The sequence below is a fragment of the Bacteroidales bacterium genome, from assembly GCA_017521245.1.
Taxonomy (GTDB): Bacteria; Bacteroidota; Bacteroidia; order Bacteroidales; family G3-4614; genus Caccoplasma_A.
The window spans coordinates 1-24,748 of the sequence record JAFXDI010000015.1 but is presented as its reverse complement, the minus strand read 5'-3'; the positions used below and the strand labels follow the sequence as shown (position 1 = coordinate 24,748).

Below are 24,748 nucleotides of genomic sequence, written 5' to 3'. Positions count from 1 at the left end.
TTAATTATTTTATCTCTTTATGAACTGTTACACGTTTTAAGATAGGATTGTATTTTTTAAGTTCCAACCTCTCGGTGGTATTCTTACGGTTCTTTGTTGTAATGTAACGTGAAGTACCAGGCATACCGCTCTCTTTATGCTCTGTACACTCAAGAATTACTTGAACTCTGTTACCTTTAGCTTTCTTTGCCATATCTGATTCTTACTTTTTAAAATTAAATAAAACCTTTTTGAGCAGCTTGTTTCAATGCTGCATCAAGACCAATTTTGTTAATTAAACGAAGTCCTGCAGCAGATACGTTGAGGTCAATCCAACAATCTTGCTCTACCCAGTAAAACTTCTTTGTAAACAAGTTGACATTGAATCTTCTCTTTGTACGTCTTTTAGAGTGAGATACGTTATTGCCAACCAACGCTTGCTTTCCGGTAATTTGACAAATTTTTGACATCTTATTATACTGTTTTTATATTAATTTCAACACCTATTTAAAACAGAGTGCAAAATAAGCAAATTTTATTCACACTACCAAATTTTAAGACACGAAATTACGAGACAGCGCAATTTTTGCCTTTAAATCTGTTAAAATCAGAATGTTTAGTAAGCATCATTCAAACACCCCGATGAATAAAATATTGATTTATTTAACCTCTGAACTATATTCGGCTATTGTTTTCGGATGCAAAGATACAACTTTTTGGTGTAATATTATAATTTATAGTAACTTTTTATTGTTAAATTTATAACAAAATGGCAGAAAGAGATCTCTCTGCCATTATCTGTTTTTACTATGAATATTTATTTACCCATACCAAAAGTGAATGGCTTAACCTTTAAGCCAATAGAATAAACATATTCTTTATTCCTATCTGTATCCACTTCAGTAAACGTCTCTATCTCATACATGGTTGCTTTTACGCCTGAGTTATTATCTGAAAGCATAAATCCTTCTGAATCAATATTTGAATTCTTTTCAAAATCCCAATATGCACGTAATGAAGGATCTTGTAATAATGGTGTACTCATACTCTCTTGTACTTCTGATTCTGACAGTGCTTTAGCATATATCTGCACTTTATCAATACAAGCATCTAAAGGCGCTCTATTTTGAGCAAATCCTCCTATCAATAATACCATCTTATCATCAAAATAGTCATAGTAAGAAGCATTCGCAGGAGTTTCATATATTAAATCGCCATTTATATATGCTTTTATCTCTCGCTTATTTGTATAATCAAATACAAATGTAAAGTTATACCATTGAACTTCTGTAAAATCGTATTGAACAAATGGAAAAGCCCAATATGGATTACTATACACACTATGAACAGATATGGAGAGACCTTCTCCATTTTTATTAAAGCGTCCAGGTCCTACATTAGCCCATATCCAGCCATAATCATTATAAGGGATGGGAGCTTTTACATCTCTGATACTAAAAAGAGTTGTTCCCTCTGTCAAATGATTAAACTCTTTTGCATTCAACCAAAATGACAACGAGAATTTCAATTCATCTCCAATGCAATCAACATCTTTAAGAGGTATTCCAAAGGCATATTTGTTAAGGTCAACGCCTTGCGGTATCTCCAGAACTTTTTCATTATCATTATCATTATTATTATTTTCACAACCTACAAATAACAATGACATTAGCAACACTGCAAATAATTTAATTGCTTTCATATCGTTTAGGATTTAGTGGTTATTTTTTACAAAGATAGGTATTTTTTTCATTGTTATAGATATTTTTACCCCCCCCCATGTTATTTTTTGTTAAATTAAAGGCAACACCCTGATATTATGCGGATTATAATAGACAAATCAGAACTACAACAACTAATAATTAGATAGTGCTATATTTACGTTCATCATATACTTCTCTATTGTTGATGATTTTAGTATAGCCTTTTTCTCTCGCTTTAACATATCGGGCAAAAGATACTCCCAATAGGGTTTCATCTTGCTTAAAAATTGGGTATTGCCAAGCAAACGGGGAGACAATTGATTATACATTGCATCGTGCATTGTTTTTACAAGTATACGTTTCTCCTCGTGAGTAAATTCTCTATTCTCTTTATACTCTTGTGCCAAGGCTGGATTTGCAAGCAGTCCTCTTCCTAACATTACGGCTTCTACATTAGGGAATTGTTCATCAATGCGTTTTATGTCTGATAGTGTAGTTATATCTCCATTATATATTACAGGGTGTTTACACTCTTTGTAAAAATTGGCAAATGCCTCTATATCTACTGCCTTCTTATATTGTTCTAACCCCAAACGTGGATGCATGGTTATGCTATTTAAAGGGACAGAGTTTAATATGGGTATTAACTGTTGCCACTCTTCTTTACTCTCCCACCCTAAACGCATCTTCACTGAGAATGATATATCGCTGTTTTGTGCAACCTCTTGCATTAACTCCTTCACCATTTGAGGATATGGCAATATTCCTGCTCCTCGCTTTCGTTTGGCTTGTAATATAAATGAACAGCCCATATTTATATCTACCCTTTTATAACCCTCACTACGGAGCAGCTGCAAAAGGGGTTGCATCTCTTCTGGTGTTGAGGCTATTATCTGCGGTACCAGATTGGGGACGTTGTTATTCTTTTGCTCTATGTCGCGAATATCTTTGCTGCGTATTTCGTTTCGCTCATATCGCAAAAATGGCGTATAGTAGGCATCTACTCCTGAAAATACCGAGTGATGCAGATTTCGCCAGACCGCCTCAGTGTATCCTTGTAATGGTGCTGAATATATTTTCATAACTACAAAGATAGTTTATTTTTGAATATTTACTAACTTTGCGATAAGAGTCAATATAGGCTACCTTTATTTATGAATATTTTAAGCGAGTTATATTATAAGGTCATAGGAGAACAACCTAAATCGGTTGTGAAACTTTCGGGTGATGGTTCAAACAGAACTTATTACAGATTATCATCAAATGGCAATAGTTTAATTGGTGTTAGCGGTGTCTCTTTTGATGAGAACAACGCTTTTATTTCTATTGCAAACGTATTTAACGAGTGTGGTATTAACGCCCCCAAAGTTGTTGTGGTTAGTAGTGATGGTATGCACTATCTGATTGAGGATTTGGGTGATGACACTCTGTTTACGCTACTTAAAGATAGCCGAGAGTGTGGCGTTTTTAATGACAATGATTGTGAAATGCTATGCCACACAATGGAGTTACTCGCCGATATTCAATTTAAGGTTGGAGAGAGGTTGGATTTCTCTGTTTGTTACCCCGTTGCGGATTTTGACAGGGTATCGGTTTTCTGGGATTTGAACTACTTTAAATATTGCTTTTTAAAGGGTGTAGGCATTGAGATTGATGAACCTGCGTTAGAGAGTGAGTTCAACACCCTTGCCAATCTTTTGTTAGAGGAGAATGAGAATAGATTCTTATACAGAGATTTTCAATCTCGTAATATAATGTGGCATAACAACAAACCTTATTTTATAGATTTTCAAGGTGGCAGACGTGGCCCTATATATTATGATGTGGCTTCGTTTGTAGGACAGACTCGAGCCAAATACAGCAACGAGGTTTGCGAGAAGATGATTGATGCATACCTTAACTCTCTTTCAAAATACAAAAATATTGAGAAGGAGTTATTTATTGAGAAACTTAATTTATTCAGAATTTTCCGTCTTCTTCAAACATTAGGAACGTATGGGTATAGAGGATTATTTGAGAGAAAAAAGGCTTTTATTGACCCTATTCCTACAACTCTAAATCAAATTGGTGAACTTCTAAACAACTATAAAGAGAGGCTTCCTTACCTATGGAGTGTAATGACGGAAGTTGCATCACTCCCCCGTTTTAAGCCTTGCAAATATAAGGGATTAATGGTTGATGTTATGAGTTTCTCGTACCACAGAGGTATTCCCGATGACTATTCGGGCAATGGCGGTGGTTTTGTTTTTGATTGCAGAGCCATTCATAACCCCGGCAGATATGAGGAGTATAAAAAACTTAATGGAACGGATGCTCCTGTTATTGAGTTTCTGGAACGAGAAAGCAATATCTCCGAGTTTTTAGATAATGCCTACGCTATGGTTGATAATATGGTTGAGACTTATTTAAGACGTGGTTTTACTCATATTCAAATTTGTTGCGGTTGCACTGGAGGACAACACCGCTCGGTTTATAGTGCCGAGCATATCGCAAAACATATTTCCGAAAAGTTTGGGGTAAGAATCAATGTTAAGCATATTATGTTGAACCGCTCTTATACTATACCTGAAAGATGAATGCAATTATTTTGGCGGCAGGATTAGGCACTCGCCTTCGCCCACTTACTGATAATACTCCAAAAGCATTGGTTGAAGTGGGAGGTAAAACTATGCTTGAACACCAGATTTTAAATCTTAAGAAAGCCGGGGTCAGTAATATTGTAATTAACATTCACTATTTTGGGGAACAGATTGTTGAGTTCTTAAAGAGAAACAACAATTTTGGTTTAAATATTAAGATTTCGGATGAGCGAGAGTTATTACTTGATACCGGTGGCGGTATTGCTAAGGCCGGGTGTTTATTTGAGAACGATGCTCCTATTCTTGTTCACAATGTTGATATTTTTACAAATGTAGATTTGAAAAGAGTATATTGTGAGGGGAACAAATTTGATGTTATGTTGGTTACCGAAAAGCCTCGCTCTAACAGGGTTTTATATTTTACCAACAACCAACTTTGTGGATGGAGGAATAAAGCAACTAATGAAACTTTATTAACAGACGAGAAATATATCCCCAACGCAAATAACGAACGTGCATTTATGGGAATACACGTTTTAAATGCTAAAACTATTAGGTTAATGAGAGAATACAAAGAGGCTTTTCCGCTTATTCCTTTTTATCTGAACGCATCAAAATCACGTGAACTCAACATTGGCGAAATGTTTTGCGGAGATGATATTATAAGGATTGATGCAGGTAAACCTGAAGTTCTTGCCGAGTGTAAAGAGATTATCGAGAAGTTCTATTTATAATCATAGCATCACAAAGAAGCAAAGGATTTCCTTTCTTCTATTATCTTATCTGTTCGATTGCCCTTAAATTTAATATCATATCATATAGTGCTAAATCGATGAAACGCTCTATGTTTCTCATTCTATTTGCAGAGGGTATAGTTACAAGGCGTGATTGAACTTTGCCGTTACAATATACGGCAATGGCAATAGTGCCGACAGGTTTTTGCTTACTTCCTCCCGATGGACCTGCTATCCCCGAAGTAGCTATTGCACAATCGGTTTTAAATTTATCTGCCACCCCTTTTGCCATTTGCTCAACTACTTGTGTGCTTACTACGCCATATTTATTGATAATCTCCTCCTCTACTCGAAGTTGATTAACTTTTACACTATTATCGTATGCCACTATCCCTCCCATGAATACTGCCGATGCTCCTGCAACTGAGGTTATTTTTGAGGCTATTCCACCACCTGTACAACTCTCAGCTGTTGATATTGTATAGTTTTTATCTTTTAAATGGTTGATAAGTATCTCTTCAAGGGTCAAGTCTTCGTAACTTATTATATTATCACCAAGCAACTCATCTAACTTTAATGTTGCCTCGTACATATCGCAATAGAGTTGTTCTGCATCGTTGCCTCGTGCTGTTAATCTCAAACGTATTAGGTTTGGTTTGGGAAGATAGGCAAGTTTTATTGTTGAGGGCAATGATGCCTCGTACTCTGTTAAATAGATTGCTAATTTTGACTCTGTAAAGCCTGTTACTATACGTGTTGAGTGAAATATTTTATCGGTTGTGGCACATCGCTCAAACATTGGTAAAACTGAGTCATCTATAAGTTTTTGCATTTCGTATGGTACACCCGGTAGAGATATCAGCATCTTACCATCACGTTTGAATATCATTCCGGGTGCTGTTCCCACAACGTTTGGTAACACTTTACTACAATCCGGCACCATTGCTTGTGATCGTGTCAGAGAGTTCATCTCTTTACCCAATCGTGCAAAAAGGGCATCATTGTTCTCTTGTGTTGCTTTGGAAAATATCATCTCTCCTCCGAATATTTTACAAAGTGTCTTTTTGGTTATATCATCGTTGGTTGGACCTAATCCGCCTGTTACAATTACCGCTTCGACTCTCTGCATTGACTCCTCTACAGCTGAGATTATCTCATCTTCTCTATCTCTTATTGCGGTTGTTCGCACTATCTCAATACCAATAGGGTTTAGTTTTCGAGCTATGTAACCTGAATTTGTATCGGTTACTTGACCTATTAGCAACTCATCGCCGATGACTATTATTTCGCACTTCATATTTTTGACTCTCTAATCCTTTTTTATTGCTAATATTCTTTGTAAGAGCGTTGGATGCGAATAGTAGAACTTAACGTATAGTTTATCGGGAGTAAGGTTACTCAACGATTTTACCGAGATTTTTTTGAGTGCTGATATCAACTCCTCTCCCAATCCATACTTCGCAGCAAAATTATCGGCCTGATACTCTGCTCTACGCGATACACTGTTCATAAACAGACTTGTTACCATATCTATTGGTGTATATAATATGCCAAATGCAATGAGTGAGAGTGCAAATGCTGGTGTTGCTACTCCCATTGCCTCTGCCATTGTTGTGCTTGTTAGGGTTAGTGACAATACATATAATTGTATAAGCATTGTTACTCCTGCGAGTATAAAATTTTGCAACGTGTGACGTTTCTTATAGTGCCCTATTTCGTGTGCCAATACTGCTACTATCTCTTGCGTTGTAAGTTCATCTATTAGTGTATCATAAAGCACTATTCTTTTCTTTTTACCCATACCAGAGAAATAGGCATTTGCTTTGGTTGAGCGTTTTGATCCATTTATTACATATATATTGGTTATCTCAAACCCTGCTTTTTGTCCAAATCTTTCGATTTCATCGCGTAATTCGCCCTCAGGCAATGGTGTTTGCTTATTAAACAATGGTACTATTATTTGTGAATAGAATAGATTCATAATCAATGATACTCCAATTGATACCAAGAATGCTGCCCACCAAAAGTTTGTTCCCAAAAGGGTGTATAACCACACTATAAGGGATATTAATCCTCCGCCTAACACAGCAAGTAATATTAACGATTTTATCTTGTCTGCAATAAATGTTTTTGGTGTGGTTTTATTGAAACCAAAACGCTCCTCTATTACGAATGTATCGTAAATTTGAAATGGCAACATTAACATATCATATACCAAAAAGAGAATAGCAAAGTATATAAGTGTAACTCCTATAGAATTGGTTGTTATGGTCAAACAATAATTGTATATTGTTCCAAATGTTTGAGTAAATAACAGCACTACCATCAGTATGGTTGTGAATGTTGATGTTATCAAAGAAAATCGGTTGTTTGTTCTAAAATAACTTTGTTGCTTGGCATACTTATCTGCATCATACAAACCTTCTAACTGTGGCGGTATTTGCAATGTTGCCGCTTTTTGATTACGATATGACAACCACTCCGATACTAAATATTCGGCAATGGTTATTGCTACGATTATGATTAATAGTGTTGTGCTACTCATTACTGTTATATCTCTACTCGTGAAAACGATGGTGCATCTATATCACAATACTCTCCATCGATAAATTTATAATATCCTGTTATTGCCACCATTGCAGCATTGTCTGTTGTAAACGAGAATTTGGGAAGATATACATTCCATCCATATTTTTTTGCATGAAGAGAAAACGCTTCTCTTACTGCTGAGTTTGCCGATACGCCTCCTGCAACGGCAACCTCTTTTATTCCTGTTTGCTTTACTGCCTTACGGAGTTTATCCATTAATATCTCTACTATGGTTGTTTGCAATGATGCCGCTAAATCACTCTTGTTTTTTTCGATAAAATCGGCATCTTTTGCCAATTCATCACGTAATAGATACAAGAACGATGTTTTTAATCCACTAAAACTATAATTCAAATCGGCAATGTGCGGTTTATTGAAGATAAACTTTTTAGGATCTCCCTCTTTTGCCAACTTGTCAATTATTGGTCCTCCGGGATAACCCAGCCCCATAACTTTTGCACATTTGTCAAATGCCTCTCCTGCGGCATCATCGATGGTTTGACCTATTACCTCCATTTTATTATATGCCTCCACTTTTATTATCTGAGAGTTTCCTCCTGATACCAACAGACATAAAAATGGGTATTTGGGCGCTGTATCCTGATCGGGTGTCTCTTTTATAAAGTGAGCCAAAACATGTGCTTGTAAATGGTTAACATCTACAAGAGGAATACCCAATGACAGAGCAAATCCTTTAGCAAAAGAGTTACCAACTAAAAGCGAGCCCATCAAACCCGGACCTCTTGTAAATGCTATTGCCGATATATCCTCTTTTTGCAATCCGCTTCGCTTAATTGCCTCAGATACAACAGGAACTATATTTTGTTGATGTGCTCTTGATGCCAACTCGGGAACTACTCCTCCGTATGACTCGTGAACTGCTTGACTTGCGATTACATTTGACAACAAAACTCCATCGCGTATTACCGCCGCAGAGGTGTCATCGCATGATGATTCTATGCCCAATATTATTATACTCATACGTTATATTTAAAATATGCCTACAAATTTACTCATTTAAGAGAAATTATTGTTCATATTTTAATCTAAAATCTTAAATTTGTATCTTAATATTGAATTTTATATTATTGTGAGAATACTCTCTTTTATACGAAGGTTTGTTATGTGGTGCCTACTGATTTGCGTAGGCATATACGCCTTAGCGTATATATTGTTGAGTATCAACTCTATTCAAAAAAACATTGCTGATTCTGCAAAAGATTATTTATCATCGTATCTTGGAAGTAATGTTGAGATTGAAAAAATAAGGATATCGCCTTTCAATAAAGTTTATATTAATGACCTTATTATTTACGACTTAAATAATGATACTCTTTTATATACTAAAGAGTGTAATGCTTCGATAAAACTTTCTGACTTGTTTGATAATAAAATAACTTTAAACTCGGTAAGTGTTTGCGATTTTATTATAAACACAAATAAGGATAGTGTTACTTCTCCTCTTAATGCTAAATTCTTGATTGATAAACTTAAGCCTAAAAAGAAGAGGGAAAAAGAGATTCCCAAAATATCGGTTAATACTCTGCTACTACAAAATGGTGCGTTTAGATATAACCTTTTGAGTTCTCCTTGTAAAGAAAATGATGTTTTTGACAAGAATCATATTTCAATAGAAAACCTTCTTGTTAATGCTTCAATAAAGGGCTACACTAATGACTCTATTAACATTAACGTTAGAGCATTGAGATTAAGAGAAAAATCGGGATTTACCGTAAAAAACATAGCCTTTAAGCTTGTTGGAAACAGAGAGTCTGTTAAACTAAAGAACTTCTTTTTTGCCGGTGAAAACAGCAACATATTTATTAAAGAGAATGAGATTACAATGCCTAAAGATATGAACTTTAATGAGTTTATAGATATGGCAGAGTTTGAATTTGAACTTGATAACAGCAAGATTGTTTTATCTGATTTTTCGCCTTTTGTTCCAAAGCTTAAAGATTTTAATACTCCTACGGATGTTACTTGTAGAATAAATGGTTCGGCAAACCACCTTATTTTAGACACTTTAGGGATTGACTACAATGATGGTGGTTTGATTGCTTCGGGATATGGGTCAATAGACAACCTGTTTCCAGAGCCTAAAGATGCCTTTTTGTTCGGAAATATGAGTTATCTCAATATTAATTCTAAATCGGTTATTAACATCTTAAACGATATGGGCATAGAGTTGAATGACTACTCTATTATTAGAAATATTGGCAATATATCGTTTAATGGTGAAATATCAGGTTTTGTTTCAAAACTTGTTACATATGGCAATGTTAAATGTGGCATTGGCAATGTTTCTGCCGATATGCTTTTAGAGAGTGATGAAGGTCTAAACTTCAAAGGGGAGGTTAAAAGCAACAACTTAAAAATTGATAAACTTGTTCCCGACAAAGGGCTTGGAAATGTTGCTTTTGATTTGAAGTTAAATGGTAAACACTCCGATATCATAAATAAGGGTAAGGTTGAGGGAGAGATTAATCTTTTTGAATACAACAATTACCAATACAACAATATTGCCATAAATGCTATGTATAACGATAAAGAGTACAATGGCTCGGTATCGTTAAACGATTCTAATATTGTTCTTAACCTTGATGGTATGATGAACTTATCAGAGAGAGACAAAGAGTTTGCTCTTAAAATAAAAGGCGACAGTATTAGACTAAATGATATTAACCTTACTAAGAGATACGAAAATTCTGTTCTGAATTTTGATATTGAGGCTAATTTTAAAGGAGATAGAATTGATAATGCCGATGGATTGATTGCTATAAACAGCTTGGAGTTCAAGAACAATGGCTTGGAATACAATATGAATGGAGCTTATATTGAGGCAAACAACTCTAACACACCTCAGTACATTGCTCTTGAATCGGAAATCATAGAGGGTCACATTACCGGTAATTATACTTTTAGTTCACTTAAAAACAGTGTTCTTGGGGTACTATCTGAGGTTATGCCTTCGTTTATTGACAAGGTTGAGGCAATAGAGAGTAATAATAGTTTTGAGTTTGAATTTGTTATTCCAGACACTGAGAATCTGACACGAACTTTGGAACTCCCATTTATGCTTAGTGATAAGAGTATTATTAATGGTTATTACAACGACTCTATTGGCAGATTCAGTATCGTTTCGGATATTCCTGCCTTTTCGATGGGTAAAATATTCTTAGAAAATAGTAACATTGGTATAGAGAAGTTTGGCGCTGCTGTTCAGGCCGGTATAAAATCTACTCATATTACACCTAAAGGAGCAGAGACAGATTGGGAGATTGATGCTGTTGCTTTGAATGATAGTTGTAGTGTTTATATTAATTGGGGCAATACTAAAAACAAAAAGGCTTTTAGTGGAGATTTCTCATCGACTGCTCACTTTATTTCGAGCGAAGACGGCAACATCATTGATATGGTTATTAAACCAACTTCATTTATTATTAGCGATAGTAGTTGGCACATTGCTCCTTCAACTATTCACGCTCAAGGCAAAGAGATTGCTATTCACGATTTTGAAATTTTCAGAAGTAATCAGCATCTTAAAGTAAATGGAGAGATTAGTACTGATAAGGAGAAGATGCTTAATGTAAGCCTTAAAGATATTGACCTCTCGTATATCTTTGATGTTCTTAATAGAAGACATATTGTTTTTGGCGGTAAGGCAACTGGTGATGTTAATATAAGCAATATTTATAGTGGCGGTATGCCCATTATGAACACTAAAGATCTGTTTGTAGAAGATTTCTCTTACAACTATTGCGTTTTTGGTGATTTAGATGTTGAGAGTAAATGGGATGACATTGAGAAAGCTATATGTTTTGATGGTAATGTATCGAAACCTAATATTGAAAAATCGGATGTTTTTGGCAAGGTTTTCCCCACTCGAGACTCATTATATTTCCATATTGACGCACACAAATTGGGTATAGATTTTATTCAACCCTTTACCGAAAAGATAATGTCGGGGGTTACAGGTATTGTTAGTGGAGAGGTTGAGTTGTATGGTAGATTTAAAGCCCTCAATGTTGTTGCTGATGCTTTTGCCGAAGATTTCAGTTTTGGCATAGACTATCTTAATACTCGATTCTTTATTACGGATAGCGTAAAGTTAGACACAAAAGGCGTATGGGCTAAGAATATTACTATTAGAGATAGCGAAGGTCATACAGGTAAAGTGAATATGGCTTTAGAACATACCAACTTCAAAAATATGAAGTACGATATTTCGATGTTTGATATGTCGAACTTTTTGGTATTCAACGTTACAGAGAAGATTAATCCTGTTTATTATGGAAAGGTTTTTGGAACTGGTGGTGGCAGGATATGGGGTAATGCCGACACTACTACCATTGACGTGAATATGATTACCAACCCAAACTCAAATTTTACTTTTGTTCTTAGGGATGAAGAAGAGGCCGGTGATTATAAATTTATTTCGTTTGTTGATAAGGATGCTATTGTATTAAAAGATGTTGAGGTTGTAACTGAACGTCCATGGGAGAGATACAGCAATATTCAAACCCCTGAAAGGAAACATAAACTTATTATAAATCTACAAATTGATGCTACTCGCGATGCTCTTATGAGAATGATTATTGACCCCAACACAAACGACCAAATTAATGCTTGGGGTGAAGGTGGCGTTAGAATTGCTTTTGAAACAGGACAAGACCTTAAGATATTTGGTAGTTATACTGCCGAAAAGGGAAGTTATAGCTTAAACCTGCAAGATATTATATCAAAAGACTTTATTGTTGATAATGGTAGCACTATTACATTTACTGGCGATCCTATGAAAGCAGACTTAAATATTAGTGCCCACTATAATGTTCAGGCAAACTTGCTTGATTTGGATGAGAGTTTTGCTCACGAAAAGGAACTCAACAGAACTACTGTTCCTGTTCACACTACATTGCTTTTAACAGGAAATTTAAAACAACCTGAATTTACATTTGATTTGCTGTTTCCTACTCTTTCGCAAAATATATCGCGAAGGGTTAAGACCATCATAAACTCTGATGATATGATGAACAGACAGGTACTTTATCTTCTTGCCTTGAACAAGTTTTATACTCCAGAGTATATGAGTGTGAGCGAGAGACGTGGCAACGAATTGGCTGCGGTGGCATCTTCGGCACTATCTTCGCAACTCAATAACATTTTAGGACAAATTAGCGATAAAATTAATATTGGTACTAATTTCAGAAGTGAAAAGGGAGACTTCTCTGATTTGGAGTTTGACCTGATGCTATCTTCTCAGTTACTTAATAACAGACTTATTTTTAATGGTAATTTAGGTTATCGCGACAAATCGGTTAGTAACAATAGTTTTATTGGTGACTTTGACTTAGAGTATCTTATAAATAAATCGGGTACTATCCGTCTTAAAGCATATAACCACTATAACGATAAGAACTACTATATTAAATCGGCATTAACTACTCAGGGTGTTGGATTGATGTTTAAAAAGGATTTTGATAATGCTAAAGAGATTTTTAAACGCAATCCAGATGATGTTGCATACGAAAAAGAGCAACGCGACAAACGCAAAAAACGTAGAGAGGGACGAAAAATAAAAAACACTAAGCCCGAAGAGGAGTCATTAGAGACTGAGATATATGAATAATAAAAATGGGGATTATAAGTTTATAATAATCCTAAAAAAACAGACTCAGCCTATACAAATTTGAATGGGATTATGATCCAGTTTACGCTTATATTTGAAAACAAGATTCAGATATAATGAAGGTCAGAATCCTTTTTTTCTCATTTACACAATCTATTGAACACTGCCTTGTATAAATAAATGGGGCTAATCAACATTTTTTCTGTGATAGCCCCATTGTTTTAAATTTATAATAAAGGTATTACTTCAAAGCATCAATATTTTGTTGGTTATCCAACGTTTTACCTTCAGATGTGTACATATATTTTATACGCTCTGCATAAGCCTTTTCAATTTTACCGCGTACCATCTTCATTGTACTGTTTATCATCTGATTTTGCTCTGTAAATGGCTCTGCTAATACTGCAAAGCATGAAGGTAACCAACGCTCAGGGAATTGTCCTTCAAACTCGCCTCCTTTTTTGAATTTGTTTACTGCTGCCTCAATTCTGCGTAGTGCTGCTTTGCGTCCCTCTTCGGTATCTAATGTTAATCCGTCTTCTGCTATACGGCGTTTTAATTGTTCTTTGTTGGGTACTATCAATGCTGTTGTATATGCCGATTGATTGTTATAGAGCATTACTTGATCGATATATGGTGAGTGTTCTACTAACGACTCCTCTATTCCCTCCGGACTATATTTCTCTCCGTCACTTGAGATTAATAGACTTTTGAAACGTCCTTTTACGTATAGCAACCCCTCTTTTGTCATATATCCAAGGTCACCAGTGTATAGGTAGCCATCGCGTACTGTTTCGGCTGTTGATTCCGGATTTTTCCAATATCCTGCCATTACGTTCTCACCTTTTACTACTATCTCGCCCATCTCGCCAAGTGGCAACTCTTTTCCTTCGCTATCGCATATCTTCAACTCTATTGGCTGTACTAGTTTTCCTGATGATCCAAAGCGATAAAGTTCTGGTCCGTTTGATGAGATTACCGGTGTTGCTTCTGATAGTCCGTATCCTTGGAACATAGGTATTCCTACTCCTACATAGAATTTTTGTAGATCTTTATCCAACAATGCTCCTCCTCCAATGAAGAAACGCAGGCTACCTCCAAAGTTTGCTCTTACTTTTGAGAAGATTATCTTATCTGCCAACGCTACTAATGGCTTTAATAGATAACGGAAGCCTTTGAAATCGAGATTGCTATCGCCATAGTAGATTTGTGTTACCTTCATTCCATATTTGAAGAGTTTCCATGTTAAGCGTCCTTTTGCTCTGATTCCTTGCTCAATATTCTTTTTGAATGTTTTTGCTAATGCCGGTACACTCAAAATAAAGTGAGGTTTTACCTCGCGTATGTTTAGTGGTATGTTCTTTAATGTCTCTAATGGATTGCGACCTACTTGTACTGTTGCTACGGTTGCTCCTTTGCTCATCATTATATAGAATCCTACTACATGGGCAAAACAGTGGTCAAGTGGTAGTATGATTAGTGTTCGCCACGTTTCATCTATTCCCACCAACGTTAATGCTTGTTCTACGTTTGCTGTGTAGTTACGATGTGTTAATACAACGCCTTTAGGATCGGCTGTTGTTCCACTGGTGTAGGTTATTGTTGCGTAATCATCGTTTTCTATTGAATTGGCAATGGTTTTAAACTCTTCAATGGTGTGGGTTGACAGATATTTATCTCCCATCTCCAACACCTCTTGTAGGGCTATCTCTTTTTCTTGATAATTATCTTGTGCATCAAATACTATTACTTTTTCTACTTGGGGTAGTTGGTCTATTATCTGACGTACTTTTTTGAGTTGATTTCCCGACACCATTATATATTTTACATCGCCATGTATTAAACGGAATAGCAGGTCGTTGCTCTCCTCTAACTTTATTGATAATGGTACGTTGATTGCTCCTGCATAGAACATTGCCAACTCTCCTATTATCCACAAATTGCGACCTTCACTCAATAAAGCCATAGTGTCGCCTTTCTTAACGCCTAACGCTTGAAGTCCTGCTCCTAATTGATATACTTGGTCTTTTACTTGTGAATATGTTGTGGGAGCAAACTCTTTTCCTGTTTTCTCTAATAAAAATGTATTGTTCGGGTATAGTTTTACCGACTCCTCGAACAAATCAACTAATGTTCTCTTTATCATCTTTTTTTTAAAATTAAAGGGAGGTTATGCCTCCCTATTATATTAGTATTCTATTGTGCTATATATAAATCTTATATCTATATTTTTTGAATCAATCTGTGCAAATTTTGGTGCTTGTAAGTATGGATATACTGTTGTTATCTCTCCTTCGGTGTCGGTTGATACTCCTACCGGGACCAATATCATTTGTGAATCGGTACGATATTCATCTTGTTCACCGTTATTGGGATTGTTCTTTATTATATTTGTTATATAAGATTGTATGTTTCCAAAATCGTATGAACGTGTTGCCGAACTATATGTTGCTATAAAGAAGTTTGTTCTGTCGGGTAACATCCTGTCATAAAAGAAGATGTTTGGTGTTACACGCTTCGTCTTATTATCTACATATATGTTTCCATCAACACGCATTAACAGCAAATAAGGTGGTGGGGTTATCTCGTATGCATTATCTTCAGTAAAATATACCGGTATTTTTAGTGTTACCGAGTTTAATAATCCCATTACTCCCGGTTGTGTTGTTGTCTCTTTAAATTTCTTTATTATATCGTTAACCGGTAATGTTATTCTTACATTATATCCTAAGGGTGTTGTTAATATAGGATTTGAGTTATTTGCTAATTGCGTTACCTCATTTGCCCAATCAACACTCATATGGTTTACTGATTCTACTTCGTTTGTTGATACAAAGATTGGTGTTGTTTTCTTTATCTCCTTTTTTACGCCATTAACCTCTGCAACCTCTCCATGCACATTATATACATAACTTCTGTGGTATATATCAACCGTAGTTGTATATACTCGCACTATGGCTCCTCCTCCATAATTGTTTGTTATATATAAACCGGGCAGGTAGCTTGTTAGTTGTTCATCAGTAGGATACTCTTTAAAGCTTTTGTATAGTTTAAAGAAGTCTTCTGCCCACTCCTTTGATGTTAGTCCATCACGCGAAATGGGAACTATTACAGTTACTGTATCGGCTGTTACATTTGAAGGTGTTGATGTATATACCTTTTCTCCTAACTTTATTTTAAAATCACAGAAATCTGCTGGATTTACATTGGTATATACTGTATCTGATTTTTGTGAACTTAATGTTTTACTTAATTGATATGCAGCAACTTGCATTGGTGCTCTGTCATCTCCTGTTGTTTGATTTACCAAAAATTTTATTGTTATGGCCATAGAGTCCAACATTCCAGTCTTTACCAAATTGGTATCAAATGCTGCTATGTATCTTAACTCCGTAAGGTAGTCACTCTTTACCTCGCCAAATTTGGGAATCTTTATATCTCCCAACATATGGTATTGAGCCCTGTTTACTGCATAATTTACAAGGGTGGAATATAAAGAATCCGATTCCGCTGTGAAACACAACGATGAATCGGAATGTATCTCTACTTCTGTATAGTCTAAAGATGCTCCTATCTCATCATTATTATCGTAACACGATGTTACAGAAAGAACAATGAGTAACAAAAATAGATATAACGTATTTCTCATAATTTATTTTTTAGAGAGAGATTTTTTCATACAAATTGATATACTCCTCTATCATATCTTCTTTTTGATATGGCAGATAGACTTTATCTAAACTTGCTGCATACTCTCCTATTGATGTATCTGAATCTTCAGTTGCCGACGCTACTGCATCAGAAAATTTGGTGGCTAACTTCAATACTTCGTTATGTGTAAACTCTGTATTTGCATCAACTCCTAAATCAGAAATATCTATGCCATCCATCGACAATTTTTCTACCAAACTGCTACTCCATGGAGTTGTAAACTCATTTGCATAATCAGAATATACTATTTTAGTATCACGAAATATTGGATCGTCGCTATAATTCTTCTTTAAGTACAATGGAGTTAGTGCGGTTAAACTTCCGTGACAGTGAATTACATCAGGAACCCATCCCATTTTACGTACAGTCTCGATAACTCCTCTTGCCATAAATATTGCACGTTCATCGTTATCGGTATACTCTTTTCCTTCTTTGTCTGCCATTACTCCTCTTTGCAAAAAATAATCTTCATTAACTAAGAAGAATACTTGAATTCGGGTTGAGGGCATTGAGGCTACTTTTATTATTAGTGGATGATCTGTATCGTCAATTATAATGTTTACTCCGGACAATCGTTGTACTTCGTGTAATTGATTTCGGCGTTCGTTAACAACCCCATAACGAGGCATAAAAGTACGAGGCTCGCACCCCTTCTCTTGCAACTTTAATAACAAATTGCGAGTTTGCTCTGACATCTCAGACGATGGCAAATAGGGACATACTTCTTGTGCTACGATTAGTACTCTTTTTTTCTCCATTATGCTGCTTATTTTTATATTTTCTGCTCTTTATTTTTTTACGTTGCAAAGATAATACTTTTTTTTGGCGAAATCAGCAAATTTAGGAACGTTTTATTTTTAAAATTGTTTAATTTTTTGTTGGATTTAGGGCTTTGTTCGCTTTATTAATCGTTTTTTTTACTATTTTGATGGATTGTGGTTAATATTTTAGTTGATAAATTATTTTTAATGTTTTTATTTGCTTAATTTTGCACCGATTTTTAATGATAGTTGCAATGAAAGTTATTGCTAAAATAGATGAACTTAAAAAGGTTATTTCGGAGTATAGAAACAACGGGAAGAGTATTGGTCTTGTACCTACAATGGGAGCCCTTCATGATGGGCATATTTCGTTAGTTAAAAGATGCTTGCAAGATAATGAGTGTTGTGTTGTTTCTATCTTTGTAAATCCTACTCAGTTTAACGATAAAAATGATTTAAAGCACTACCCAAGAACACCAAAAGAGGATTGCGAACTTCTTGAAAGTGTTGGATGTACAATAGTTTTTACTCCTGAAGTTGAAGAGATGTATCCCGAAGAGGATACTCGCATATTTGATTTAGGCAGCGTTGCTAATGTTATGGAGGGTAAATTCCGCCCCGGACACTTTAATGGTGTTGCTCAAATTGTTAGCAAATTGTTTTATGCTGTTGAACCCGATAAAGCATACTTTGGAGAAAAAGATTTTCAACAAATTGCTGTTATTCGTGCTATGGAACGAATAATAAATACCGGCGTTGAAATTATTGATGTTCCCATTGTTAGAGAAAATGATGGTTTAGCAATGAGTAGCAGAAATCGTAGGCTGACTGAAACTCAAAGAAAAAATGCTCCAAAAATATGGGAAACTCTCTCTAAAAGTTATACCTTTGCACAGAGTCATAGTGTTGAAGAGACTATCAATTTCGTTGTTGACTCATTAAATAGTATTCCTGAATTTAAAGTTGAATATTACGAGATTGTTAACGCTGAGAGTTTGCAACCTATAACTAATTGGGAAAGCAATGTTAGAGCCGTTGGTTGTATCGCTGTTTTCTGTGGAGAGATAAGACTTATTGATAATATCAGTTATTGTGTAAAATAGATAGGGATGTTAGTAGAAATTCTTAAATCTAAAATTCATCGTGCTACCGTAACAGAGGCTAATTTAAATTATATTGGTAGCATTACCATTGACGAAGCATTAATGAATGCTGCCGGAATTATGGAGAATGAGCGTGTTCATATAGTAAACAACAATAATGGTGCAAGATTCTCAACTTACGTTATTAAAGGTGAAAAGAACTCGGGTGTTGTTTGTTTAAATGGTGCTGCTGCTCGTCTTGTTCAACCCGGCGACATAGTTATTATTATGGCATACGCTATGATGGACGAAAAAGAGGCTTTGGAGTTTAAACCTAAAGTTATTTTTCCTGAGGCAAAAACAAATAAAATATAATATTGTGTAATTGTCTATTTTTACACATACAGAAAGGGGCAAAACCCTTTTTGTTATTTTATGATTATTAACGATTTATAATTTAACAGATTAATATATGTTTGAAAATTTAAGTGAACGCTTAGAGAGATCTTTTAAGATTTTAAAAGGTGAAGGAAAAATTACCGAAATTAATGTAGCCGAAACATTAAAAGATGTTCGTAAAGCCCTATTGGATGCTGACGTTAACTATAAAGTAGCAAAACAATTTACAGATAAGGTTAAAGAGAAAGCACTTGGTATGAATGTGCTTACTGCGGTAAAACCTGGTCAATTAATGGTTAAGTTGGTTCATGATGAACTTGCTGAACTTATGGGTGGTACTGCAGCAGAGTTTAATATCTCGGGTAATCCCGCTGTTATTCTTATGGCAGGTCTTCAAGGTTCGGGTAAAACTACTTTCTCGGGCAAACTTGCCAATATGCTTAAAAACAAAAAGGGTAAAAACCCTTTATTGGTTGCTTGTGACGTATATCGTCCTGCTGCTATTGATCAACTTAAAGTTTTAGGAGACCAAATTGGTATTCCTGTATATAGCGAAATTGAAAGCAAAAATCCTGTATCTATTGCTCAAAATGCTATTGCCCAAGCAAAACGTAATAATAACGACGTTGTTATTGTGGATACTGCTGGACGTTTGGCAGTTGATGAGGAGATGATGAACGAGATTGAAGCTATTAAAAATGGTATCAATCCTAACGAGATATTGTTTGTTGTTGACTCAATGACAGGACAAGATGCAGTTAATACTGCTAAAGAGTTTAATGATAGACTTGACTTCTCTGGTGTTGTTCTTACAAAGCTTGACGGTGATACTCGCGGTGGTGCTGCCCTATCAATCAGAACTGTTGTAAACAAGCCTATTAAGTTTGTTGGTACAGGAGAGAAGATGGAAGCGTTAGATATTTTCCATCCTGAACGTATGGCTGACCGTATTTTGGGAATGGGAGATATCGTTTCGTTTGTTGAGAGAGCTCAAGAACAATACGATGAAGAAGAGGCTCGCCGACTTCAAAAGAAAATAGCCAAGAATCAATTTGATTTTAATGACTTCCTTTCTCAAATACAACAAATCAAAAAGATGGGTAATCTTAAAGATCTTGCTTCAATGATACCCGGTGTTGGAAAGGCTATTAAAGATGTTGATATTAAAGATGATGCATTTAAAGGAATAGAGGCCATAATTGGTTCTATGACTCCTAAAGAGAGAAGCAATCCTGACCTGATCAATAGCAGCAGAAGACAAAGAATTGCTAAAGGTAGTGGCGTTCCTATTCAAGAGGTCAACCGTATTCTTAAGCAGTTTGAAACTACTCGCAAAATGATGCACAAGATTAGCAAAAACCCTATGCAAGCAATGCGTAACATTAAAAAAAGAAGATAACAATGCAACTTATTGATGGAAAGGCTGTTGCAGCCGAGATAAAAAAAGAGATAGCAAAAGAGGTTGAGGAAATTGTTAATGCTGGTGGTAAAACTCCTCATCTTGCAGCCATTCTTGTAGGACACGATGGCGGTAGCGAAACTTATGTTGCCCACAAAGTTAAGGCTTGTGGAGAGTGCGGTTTTAAATCAACTCTTATTCGCTTTGAGGACGATATTACAGAAGAACAACTTCTTCAAGAGGTTGAGCGTCTAAATAATGATGACGATGTTGATGGTTTTATTGTTCAACTTCCATTACCTAAACATATATCAGAACAACGCGTTATTGAGGCTATTGACTACCGCAAGGACGTTGATGGTTTCCACCCTATAAATGTTGGTAGAATGTCAATTGGTCTTCCCTGTTTTGTATCTGCTACTCCCGCAGGTATAATGGAGTTACTAAAACGATATAACATAAAGACTCAAGGTAAGAACTGCGTTGTTTTAGGTAGAAGTAATATTGTTGGTAAACCAGTAGCAACTCTAATGATGCAAAAAGGTTATCCCGGAGATGCAACTGTTACAGTTTGCCATAGTAGATCAGAAAACCTTAAAGAGATTTGCAAAAATGCTGATATTATTATTGCCGCTCTTGGTTCTCCTGAGTTTGTTACTGCCGATATGGTTAAAGAGGGTGCTGTAATTGTTGATGTTGGTACAACACGCGTTCCTTCAGATAAAACCAAATCAGGATTTAAACTTACCGGTGATGTTAAGTTTGATGAGGTTGCAGATAAATGTTCTTATATAACTCCTGTTCCGGGTGGTGTTGGTCCTATGACAATAGTTTCATTAATGCGAAACACTCTGCTTGCAGGAAAGAAATGTATATACTAATAGTTTTACAAAACAATATTATGATGAACGCCAAAGTTTCTTTGGCGTTCATTCTTTTTAAGAATTTTTATTTTGGCAGTTTATTTATATAAACTACCTTTGTTTTTATGAATAGACTCATATTATACCTATCTTTTATTGCCTGTTTTGCAACAACATCACATATAAATGCACAAACAATATCGTTGCTTTTTGCTGGTGATGCTATGCAACATGAGGCTCAACTCAAAGATGCTGTCAATAGTAATGGCTCATTCTTTTATGACAATAACTTTGAACTAATAAAAGATGAGATTACCTCAGCTGACATTGCTGTGGTAAACTTTGAAACTACTCTTGGTAACCCACCTTACAGAGGCTATCCTACATTCTGCTCTCCCGATGAGTTTGCCATAGCACTAAAGGATTGTGGTTTTGACATTTTTCTAACAGCAAATAACCACTGCTTAGACAAAGGTAGTAATGGTGTATTTAGAACTATTAATGTTCTTGACTCGCTTAATATTAAACATTTGGGTACATATAAAAGCGACTACGAGCGTAATATCAAATATCCAATGATTATTAGAAAGGGAGATGTAAAAATAGGTATGCTAAACTATACATACGGCACTAATGGTATTACAGCAAAACAGGGCGCTGTGGTTGATTATATTGATACTACTCTTATTAAACGTGATATTGCATTCTGTAACATAAAAGGAGCGGATATTATTATTGCAAATGTTCATTGGGGAGATGAGTATCAACTTAATCAGAATATACATCAAAAGAGATTAGCTGATTGGCTACACAAGAACGGTGTTAGAATTATTATCGGTTCACACCCTCACGTTATTCAACCAATAGAAAGCGTTACTGATAGTTGTGGCAATATTAAATATCTAACAGTTTATTCATTAGGTAACTTTATCTCAAATATGAGAACAAAGATGACAAAGGGAGCTATCATATTTCGTCTTAATCTCGTAAAAGAGAATGACTCTATAAAAATAGTAAATCCGAGATATGCTAAAATATTTACGCAACGCCCTGATATTGTAAAAAATGAACCTTATAAGATATTACCTTGCGATAGTATATATATAAATAACTGTGTAGCAACACCCAAACTTAAAGAGGAGATGTTGATATTTAATAAAGAAACGGATAGAGTATTCAAAAAGCATAACAAAGGTGAAATAAACGAATATTTTTTCTCTAAAAATGCGTTAGATTCTTGCATAAACGAAAAATAAGCATTACCTTTGCAACGCAAAACAAATGGTGAGTGTAGCTCAGTTGGTTAGAGCGTCGGATTGTGGTTCCGAAGGTCGTGGGTTCGAGCCCCATTATTCACCCTTAAAGCTGTACTTTCGTACAGCTTTTTTTATTGTAGATGTGGCTCTCTCTGAGAAGTTATCTCACAAACCAGAAAGGTCGGCACACACAAACAAGTTGTGTTACTGCCTCCGTTTGTTTCGATCAATTTTTACTCCGTAAAAAAGTCGAGCCCCATTATTCACCCTGAAAGCTGTACTTTTGTACAGCTTTTTTTTATATCTTACCCCCTACTCCTCTTCAGTAGAGAGGGCGAAATAGCCTTAATTCATTTTATCAATATTACGTTTTATAAAATCTGTTTGACAAATATTATTCTATGTTATATATTTGCAATAGAAAATTAAACAAACATATTATTAACAAAAAAAGATAAAAATTATGGAAACAAAAAATTTGGATAACAGAAATTACATGCCTCGCATAGGTGATATTGCTCCATCGTTTAGTGCGTTAACTACACAAGGAGAGATTAACTTCCCAGAAGACTATAAAGGTAAATGGAAAATACTCTTTAGCCACCCCGCTGATTTTACTCCAGTATGTACTTCGGAGTTTATGACCTTTGCAAGTATGGCAGAGGAGTTTGAAGCTCTCAATACTCAACTTGTAGGACTCTCTGTAGATGGTATACATAGTCATATTGCATGGTTAAGAACTATCAAAGAGAAGATTGATTGGAAAGGAATGAAGGGTATGGAGGTTAAATTTCCTCTTATAGTAGATATCTCAATGAAGGTTGCATCGCTATATGGAATGATTCAACCTGGAGAGAGTGAGACTTCAGCAGTCAGAGCGGTATTCTTTATAGACCCACAAGATAAAATTCGTACAATTATGTACTACCCCCTTGCTCTTGGAAGGAACTTTGATGAGATTAAACGTGTAATAATTGCTCTACAAACTGCTGATAATTTTAGCGTTGCTCTACCCGCTGATTGGCGTCCAGGAGAAGAGGTTATTGTTCCCCCTGCTGGTTCGTGCGGAGTTGCAAAAGAGAGAATGGATGGAGAAGACAACACACTCCATTGTTACGATTGGTTCTTCTGTACAAAGAAAATATCAAAAGAAGAAGTTGAAAGCAGATTAGGAAAGTAGTTATTAATTTACTAATAACTTATTCTGTATATTAGCAAAAACCGATAGAGTAACTCTATCGGTTTTTTTATAAAAGGCTTTATTTGTATAAGAAGATAAAAGGAATGAAAAATTTATTTTTTTCTCACTGTAGTTACATTGTTTGTTTATACACCATTGCTGCTATTAGACTAATACCCTTTTAGACCTTAAAGGCCTTTAAGGTTATAAAAGGGCATAAAGGCATTAAAGGGGTAATATTCCCCTGCTTTGGGGAGAGGAGTTTAACTATTTTAGCAATTTGACCAATCAGGCCAATTTGTCCAATACCTTTTAGGCCTTTTGGGCTTTAATGGCCTTTAAGGCTTTAAATGGCCTTAAAGTACTTTAGTTTTATAAACAAAAAAAAGAGAGAAGTCTTTGTAACTTCTCTCTTTCCCTAAGGGGCGGCTACCTACTCTCCCACTTGCGCAGTACCATCGGCGTAGTCAGGTTTAACTTCTCTGTTCGGGATGGGAAGAGGTGGAGCCCTGACGCTATAGCCACCTAAATTTCTTTAGACATAATGTTCGCATTGTTTTTCAAGAACTTTTAAACGGCAAGATAAAGTATCTCGCTTACCTCTAACGGCGCAAAAGTTTCGGGCAATTAGTTTCGCTCGGCTATGACATTACTGCCTTTACACCTGCGACCTATCTACGTCATAGTCTTTGACGACCCTCAAGGAAAACTTATCTTGAAGTTGGCTTCGTACTTAGATGCTTTCAGCACTTATCCTTTCCAGACTTAGCTACTCAGCAGTGCACCTGACGATACAACTGATACACCAGCGGTCTGTCCAACACGGTCCTCTCGTACTAGTGTCAGATCTCCTCAATTTTCCTACGCCCACAACAGATAGGGAC

At 35.7% G+C, this 24,748-nt stretch carries 19 protein-coding genes, 1 tRNA gene and 2 rRNA genes; 10 read left to right on the top strand and 12 right to left on the bottom strand.

Features of this window, described 5'->3' with window-relative positions; all coding sequences use genetic code 11:
* Positions 1-4 precede the first annotated feature (4 nt).
* From rpmG to IKK64_03345, 4 genes are all read right to left on the bottom strand, one after another.
* Positions 5-193 carry a 50S ribosomal protein L33 gene (rpmG, locus tag IKK64_03360; GenBank protein MBR4119098.1) on the bottom strand — a complete coding sequence of 63 codons (189 nt, stop codon included), beginning with the start codon at positions 191-193 and terminating at the stop codon, positions 5-7.
* A gap of 22 nt (positions 194-215) precedes the next feature.
* Positions 216-449 (bottom strand): 50S ribosomal protein L28, encoded by a 234-nt coding sequence (locus tag IKK64_03355; protein ID MBR4119097.1) that lies wholly within the window; start codon positions 447-449, stop codon positions 216-218.
* Between the two features lie 347 nt (positions 450-796).
* On the bottom strand, positions 797-1,681 hold the full coding sequence (locus IKK64_03350) for a LamG domain-containing protein (GenBank protein ID MBR4119096.1): 885 nt from the start codon (positions 1,679-1,681) through the stop codon (positions 797-799).
* A 153-nt stretch (positions 1,682-1,834) separates the two neighbouring features.
* Positions 1,835-2,764 (bottom strand): tRNA-dihydrouridine synthase family protein, encoded by a 930-nt coding sequence (locus IKK64_03345; GenBank protein ID MBR4119095.1) that lies wholly within the window; start codon positions 2,762-2,764, stop codon positions 1,835-1,837.
* Between the two features lie 72 nt (positions 2,765-2,836).
* On the opposite strand from IKK64_03345, the gene IKK64_03340 reads away from it, so the two are divergent.
* Positions 2,837-4,258: a phosphotransferase gene (locus IKK64_03340; GenBank protein ID MBR4119094.1), complete on the top strand. Its 1,422-nt coding sequence runs from the start codon at positions 2,837-2,839 to the stop codon at positions 4,256-4,258.
* Positions 4,255-4,995 carry an NTP transferase domain-containing protein gene (locus IKK64_03335; protein ID MBR4119093.1) on the top strand — a complete coding sequence of 247 codons (741 nt, stop codon included), beginning with the start codon at positions 4,255-4,257 and terminating at the stop codon, positions 4,993-4,995. The genes IKK64_03340 and IKK64_03335 overlap by 4 nt, the downstream gene beginning before the upstream one ends.
* A gap of 40 nt (positions 4,996-5,035) precedes the next feature.
* On the opposite strand, the gene IKK64_03330 is transcribed toward IKK64_03335, so the two are convergent.
* Genes IKK64_03330 through tsaD form a run of 3 tightly spaced genes read right to left on the bottom strand, consistent with a single transcriptional unit; the run spans position 5,036 to position 8,565 of the window.
* Entirely contained in the window at positions 5,036-6,292 is a 1,257-nt protein-coding gene (locus tag IKK64_03330; protein ID MBR4119092.1) for a CinA family nicotinamide mononucleotide deamidase-related protein, read from the bottom strand.
* Between the two features lie 12 nt (positions 6,293-6,304).
* On the bottom strand, positions 6,305-7,540 hold the full coding sequence (locus IKK64_03325) for a M48 family metallopeptidase (GenBank protein ID MBR4119091.1): 1,236 nt from the start codon (positions 7,538-7,540) through the stop codon (positions 6,305-6,307).
* 5 nt (positions 7,541-7,545) lie between these two features.
* Positions 7,546-8,565 (bottom strand): tRNA (adenosine(37)-N6)-threonylcarbamoyltransferase complex transferase subunit TsaD, encoded by a 1,020-nt coding sequence (tsaD, locus tag IKK64_03320; protein ID MBR4119090.1) that lies wholly within the window; start codon positions 8,563-8,565, stop codon positions 7,546-7,548.
* 142 nt (positions 8,566-8,707) lie between these two features.
* On the opposite strand from tsaD, the gene IKK64_03315 reads away from it, so the two are divergent.
* Positions 8,708-13,213 carry a translocation/assembly module TamB domain-containing protein gene (locus tag IKK64_03315; protein ID MBR4119089.1) on the top strand — a complete coding sequence of 1,502 codons (4,506 nt, stop codon included), beginning with the start codon at positions 8,708-8,710 and terminating at the stop codon, positions 13,211-13,213.
* 241 nt (positions 13,214-13,454) lie between these two features.
* Here IKK64_03315 and IKK64_03310 read toward each other — a convergent pair whose 3' ends face one another.
* The 3 genes from IKK64_03310 to IKK64_03300 are packed head-to-tail and all read right to left on the bottom strand — an operon-like array spanning position 13,455 to position 17,682.
* Positions 13,455-15,359 carry an AMP-binding protein gene (locus tag IKK64_03310; GenBank protein ID MBR4119088.1) on the bottom strand — a complete coding sequence of 635 codons (1,905 nt, stop codon included), beginning with the start codon at positions 15,357-15,359 and terminating at the stop codon, positions 13,455-13,457.
* 42 nt (positions 15,360-15,401) lie between these two features.
* Positions 15,402-16,862 (bottom strand): DUF4270 family protein, encoded by a 1,461-nt coding sequence (locus IKK64_03305; protein ID MBR4119087.1) that lies wholly within the window; start codon positions 16,860-16,862, stop codon positions 15,402-15,404.
* A gap of 10 nt (positions 16,863-16,872) precedes the next feature.
* Entirely contained in the window at positions 16,873-17,682 is an 810-nt protein-coding gene (locus tag IKK64_03300; GenBank protein ID MBR4119086.1) for a glycogen/starch synthase, read from the bottom strand.
* 257 nt (positions 17,683-17,939) lie between these two features.
* Between IKK64_03300 and IKK64_03295 the strand changes: the two genes are divergently transcribed.
* The 7 genes from IKK64_03295 to IKK64_03265 all read left to right on the top strand — a co-directional run bounded on the left by IKK64_03295 (position 17,940) and on the right by IKK64_03265 (position 23,864).
* Positions 17,940-18,788 carry a pantoate--beta-alanine ligase gene (locus tag IKK64_03295; GenBank protein MBR4119085.1) on the top strand — a complete coding sequence of 283 codons (849 nt, stop codon included), beginning with the start codon at positions 17,940-17,942 and terminating at the stop codon, positions 18,786-18,788.
* Positions 18,789-18,794: 6 nt separating this feature from the next.
* A complete protein-coding gene (locus tag IKK64_03290) occupies positions 18,795-19,142 on the top strand; it encodes an aspartate 1-decarboxylase (protein ID MBR4119084.1) in 348 nt (115 codons plus the stop codon).
* 97 nt (positions 19,143-19,239) lie between these two features.
* A complete protein-coding gene (gene ffh / locus IKK64_03285) occupies positions 19,240-20,565 on the top strand; it encodes a signal recognition particle protein (protein ID MBR4119083.1) in 1,326 nt (441 codons plus the stop codon).
* A 2-nt stretch (positions 20,566-20,567) separates the two neighbouring features.
* On the top strand, positions 20,568-21,446 hold the full coding sequence (folD, locus tag IKK64_03280) for a bifunctional methylenetetrahydrofolate dehydrogenase/methenyltetrahydrofolate cyclohydrolase FolD (GenBank protein MBR4119082.1): 879 nt from the start codon (positions 20,568-20,570) through the stop codon (positions 21,444-21,446).
* 107 nt (positions 21,447-21,553) lie between these two features.
* Positions 21,554-22,684, top strand: coding sequence for a CapA family protein (locus tag IKK64_03275; GenBank protein MBR4119081.1), 1,131 nt, complete (start codon positions 21,554-21,556; stop codon positions 22,682-22,684).
* Positions 22,685-22,712: 28 nt separating this feature from the next.
* A tRNA-His gene (locus tag IKK64_03270) sits at positions 22,713-22,786 on the top strand.
* Between the two features lie 394 nt (positions 22,787-23,180).
* A complete protein-coding gene (locus IKK64_03265) occupies positions 23,181-23,864 on the top strand; it encodes a peroxiredoxin (protein ID MBR4119080.1) in 684 nt (227 codons plus the stop codon).
* A gap of 420 nt (positions 23,865-24,284) precedes the next feature.
* On the opposite strand, the gene rrf is transcribed toward IKK64_03265, so the two are convergent.
* A 5S ribosomal RNA gene (rrf, locus tag IKK64_03260) occupies positions 24,285-24,393 on the bottom strand.
* Positions 24,394-24,470: 77 nt separating this feature from the next.
* Positions 24,471-24,748: ribosomal RNA gene (locus IKK64_03255) — 23S ribosomal RNA — on the bottom strand; the annotation flags it as partial.